Consider the following 4,266-nt stretch of genomic DNA (forward strand, 5'->3'; position numbering starts at 1 on the left):
TTGTCGGTCAGAAAGGCATTACCGAGGCATTGATAGGAGAGATTGACCAAGCCCTGGAAGCCAGTGAGCTTATCAAAGTAAAATTCAACGATTTTAAAGAAAAAGATCAAAAAAATGCTTTGATAAAAGAGATTGCAAAAACCACTCAATCCCATATTGCAGGCATGATCGGCCATGTTGCCATTTTGTACCGGCAAAATATTGATGTGGAAAAACAGCATATCAGGTTATCGTAACTATGGGAAAATCATTGTTGCGATTTTCAGCATTAAAAGGAAACGATATGAAGCTTGATGGCGGCGCCATGTTCGGCAACGCCCCCAAAGCCCTCTGGAGTCGTTGGATGCAGCCTGATGATCGCAATATGATCACTATCGGATCAAGAGCCCTTCTAATTGAAATGCCGGACCATAGGATTTTGTTTGAAACAGGTGCCGGTGCCTACCTGTCTCCTGATATGAAAAAAAGGTTTCAGATTGTTGAAAGCCATCATGTGCTTTTGGAATCTTTGGGCAAAAAAGGGCTGGCTCATGAAGATATCACCCATGTGATTCTTTCCCATCTTCATTTTGATCATGCAGGCGGCCTTTTAAAGGAATGGGAAGAGGGGCGGAAAGATCTCGAACTTCTTTTTCCGAATGCACAATTTATGGCAGGAAAAACAAATTTTGAGCGGTCACGTTCTCCGCATATGAGGGATAAGGCCTCCTTTATTCCCGGGCTTGCAAACCTGCTTGAAGAGAGCAACCGGCTAAAGCTTATAAAAGATAAAGATATCTTGATTTTTGGTGAACTTGAAATTGAATTCATTGAAAGCCATGGGCATACACCGGGAATGATATTGTCCTACATTCAAACCCAGGGACATAAAATGCTTTTTGCAGGGGATATCGCGCCGGGTCATGCCTGGATCAATCTTCCCATTACCATGGGATATGATCGGTTTCCTGAACGCTTGATTGATGAAAAAAAACAGGTTTTTCAACGTATTTTTAAAGATGACGCATGGATTTTTTATACCCACGACAATACATATGCGGCCTCAAAACTCTTATTTGATGAAACAACAAAAAAATTTCAACCTGCAAATTTAGTTAAAAACCTGGATCAGCTTAAGACGGCGGGGTAGGTCCCCCAGAATATTTTTATTGCTGTTTCCCAACCCATCATCTATCAGTTTTTCACAATATTAAATTATTTATTGACAAAGCTATTTCTAGAATATATGTCAATAATAGAACGACGTTCGAAAAATGAATCAATATTTTTTGAACGTTTCCCAAAGCACCAAAACTAAATTTAAAAAGGGTTGGCGATGGGAGTAAAAGAAAGAAAAGCATTAGAAAAGCAAGTGCGAAGAAATCAAATTCTGGATGCAGCCAGAACACTGCTCTTCTCCACCGGGATCGATAGCATTTCTATCAGCAAAATTGCAAAACAGGCAGAACTGGGTGTCGGTACCATTTATTTTTATTATAAGAATAAAGAACAGATTTTTATCGCACTGCAAAAAGAGGGTGTGGCACTTCTTTATTCCACAATTCTTCAGATTTTTAAAAAAGATATTGATCATGAAGAAAAATTATCACGGATTGCAAAGGCCTATTACAATTTCAGTGAAGAACAAAAAAGTTATTTTGATATTATTAATTATTTTTTGTCTTCTCCAATCGTTTTTTTTGAATCAAATCTGAAAAATCAAATTGATATGTCAGGCCATAAACTTCTGGTGGTGATTCGGGATATTGTTGCTGACGGGGTTCAACAGGGATTTTTTAATGAAGAAGATCCAGGCAAATTTTCAATCATGTTCTGGGGGACTCTCCATGGATTGATTCATTTTAAAAAGCTTGAAAGGACTATTCTTGAAAATGAAAGCCATGAACAGCTCTATGATTATAGTGTTCAAAAGCTTGTTCACAGTCTTAAATAAAAATTTTTAAGGGGGAAGATAATGGATAAATATTTAAAAGGGAAAATAGCACTGGTAACCGGCTCCGGTAAAAAAACCGGGATTGGCTATGCCATTGCTAAAAAATTTGCATCTAAAGGCTGTGATATCATCATTGCAGATTATGGGAATGAAAAAGATCTGGATGCAGATGTGAAAACCGGTTCCATGGATGATATGGTGGTGATCGGTCAGGAGCTGCAAGACGAGTACGATGTAGATACATTAGTTGTCAATGTTGATGTGACCGACATGGAGACCATCCAGAATATGGTGTCGACTATCCGGGAGAAATTTGATGGTGTGGATATTTTATGCAACAATGCAGGGGCTACATTTGGCGTACCCAATGGGATTCACACCTATGATGAAACTGCCTGGATGAAAACCATTGATGTCAATCTTCATGGTGTGTTCCGGATGTCTAAAGCCATCGTTCCCATGATGCAGGAAAAAGGTGGGAATATCATCAATATTGCGTCACGGGCAGGTAAGGTTCCGGCACTTTTCAACGGGGCCTATTCTGTATCCAAGGCAGGGGTGATCATGTTGACCAAGGTGATGGCCAAAGAGCTTGCAGGGCTTAATATCAGAGTAAATGCCATCTGTCCGGGACAGATTATGACGGATCTTGAAAAATGGCGGTTTGGACTGGAGGCGCAGTTTTTTAATACCAGTGTTGAGGAACAGGAACAAAAAATGTGTGAAACCATTCCCGCAGGACGGATCGGATTACCGCAAGAAGTTGCCGACATGGCTTTGTTCCTGGCATCGGGCGCATCTTCCTATGTCACGGGTCAGGCATTGAATATTTGCGGGGGTCAGTTAATGGAATTGTAAAAGTTGCGGATTGATATGAAAAGAGATAGTTAATATAACAATTTTTTTACTATTTTTAAAAAGAAGGGGGAACTTAAAGATATGACAGAAACAATAACAGGGGCAGAACTGGTTGCTCAGGCTTTGATTGAAAGAAAAGTGGGTACTGTTTTCTCGTTGAGCGGTGGTCATATTACACCTATTTATCAGTATCTTGAAGGCTCTGATGTAAAAATTTTTGATACCCGGCATGAACAGTCTGCCGCATTTATGGCGGAAGCCTGGGGCAAACTGACACGAAAGCCAGGGGTTGCCATGGTAACGGCAGGTCCCGGATTCATCAACGCGTTGACCGGGGTCGCCAGCGCCCATTTTTCAAACACTCCCCTTATATTGATTGCAGGCTGTGTGGGGCTCGATAACAAGGAAAAGCTGGATCTCCATGATATACCCCAGGAGGCAGTGATCAAACCTATGGTGAAGAAGACTCTGGTCTGCCAGAAAACAGAACGGATCAATGAATATGTTGATATGGCCTTCAGGATTGCCCAGAGCGGTAGGCCGGGACCGGTTTATCTTGAGTTTCCCGTTGATGTATTAAACACACCGGTTCAAAAAGATGCGGTAAAATATACCAGTACAAACGTAGTTTCAAATCCGGCCGATCCTGCAAAAGCTACTCAATTAATTGAGATGATTCAAAATGCCAAAAACCCGGTGGTAATTGCAGGAACCGGTGTCTGGCAGTCGCATGCTGAAGCTGAACTGAAAGAATTTATTGAAAAAACAGGTATGCCATTGTTTACCTCCCTGTCCGGTCGGGGGGTGGTATCCGATGATCACCCTTTATGTTTTGAAGGGTCGATTGTTATACGTCCGGGCTGTGGGTTTGCCGCCTATATTGAGACGGACCTGATTATTGTTCTCGGATCCCGGATTGGTCTTTATTATTTATTCGGTGACATTTTTAACCCGGCAGCAAAAATGGTGCAGGTGGATATTGAGCCCGAAGAAATCGGCAGGAACAGAACCATTGACCTGCCTATTGTCAGTGATGTAAAAGGGTTCCTCTATGCATGCAATCAGCTTGTTGATAGTAGACTTGGGAAGGACTTAACATCAAGATTTGTCCCCTGGATTGAAAAGCTTTCCACTGCCCACAAGGAGGGCAAGGATATGTCTCAAAAGGACTGGCAGTCTGAGAACATACCTATCCATCCGTTGCGTCTTGCCAGGGAAATCAATGAATTTATGAACCAAAAGACAGATATTGTCGTGGCAGACGGTGGCGATACCACCACATGGATGGGAATGACCCGAACCATGACCCATCCGGGAAGATATCTGGATTATGGTGTTTTTGGGTCTCTGGCAGTAGGGGTGCCCTATGCAAATGCAGCTAAAATTTTGAATCCTGACTGCCGGGTATGCCTTATCACCGGCGATGGATCTGTGGGATTTAATTTCATGGAATTTGAAACCGCCATACGAAAAAA

At 41.9% G+C, this 4,266-nt stretch carries 5 protein-coding genes; all 5 read left to right on the forward strand.

The window, feature by feature from the left end; genetic code table 11:
* The coding region (locus K8S13_RS25480; protein ID WP_291466622.1) for a YhbY family RNA-binding protein at window positions 1–236 on the forward strand (236 nt) is incomplete at its 5' end.
* 47 nt (window positions 237–283) lie between these two features.
* Window positions 284–1,129, forward strand: a complete 846-nt coding sequence (locus tag K8S13_RS25485) for an MBL fold metallo-hydrolase (RefSeq protein ID WP_291466623.1) — start codon at window positions 284–286, stop codon at window positions 1,127–1,129.
* A 186-nt stretch (window positions 1,130–1,315) separates the two neighbouring features.
* Complete coding sequence (locus K8S13_RS25490; protein WP_291466625.1) at window positions 1,316–1,933, forward strand: TetR/AcrR family transcriptional regulator; 618 nt, start codon at window positions 1,316–1,318, stop codon at window positions 1,931–1,933.
* A gap of 21 nt (window positions 1,934–1,954) precedes the next feature.
* The gene (locus K8S13_RS25495; protein WP_291466627.1) at window positions 1,955–2,791 is read left to right on the forward strand and encodes an SDR family NAD(P)-dependent oxidoreductase; all 837 of its coding nucleotides are present in this window, start codon (window positions 1,955–1,957) and stop codon (window positions 2,789–2,791) included.
* 81 nt (window positions 2,792–2,872) lie between these two features.
* The coding region (locus K8S13_RS25500; RefSeq protein ID WP_291466628.1) for a thiamine pyrophosphate-binding protein at window positions 2,873–4,266 on the forward strand (1,394 nt) is incomplete at its 3' end.

Source organism: Desulfobacula sp. (genome assembly GCF_021107415.1).

Bases quoted from the DNA above. Each gene is read 5' to 3' on its own strand.
- K8S13_RS25490 (WP_291466625.1), top strand. From the start codon at position 1,316: ATGGGAGTAAAAGAAAGAAAAGCATTAGAAAAGCAAGTGCGAAGAAAT.
- K8S13_RS25485 (WP_291466623.1), top strand. From the start codon at position 284: ATGAAGCTTGATGGCGGCGCCATGTTCGGCAACGCCCCCAAAGCCCTC.
- K8S13_RS25495 (WP_291466627.1), top strand. From the start codon at position 1,955: ATGGATAAATATTTAAAAGGGAAAATAGCACTGGTAACCGGCTCCGGT.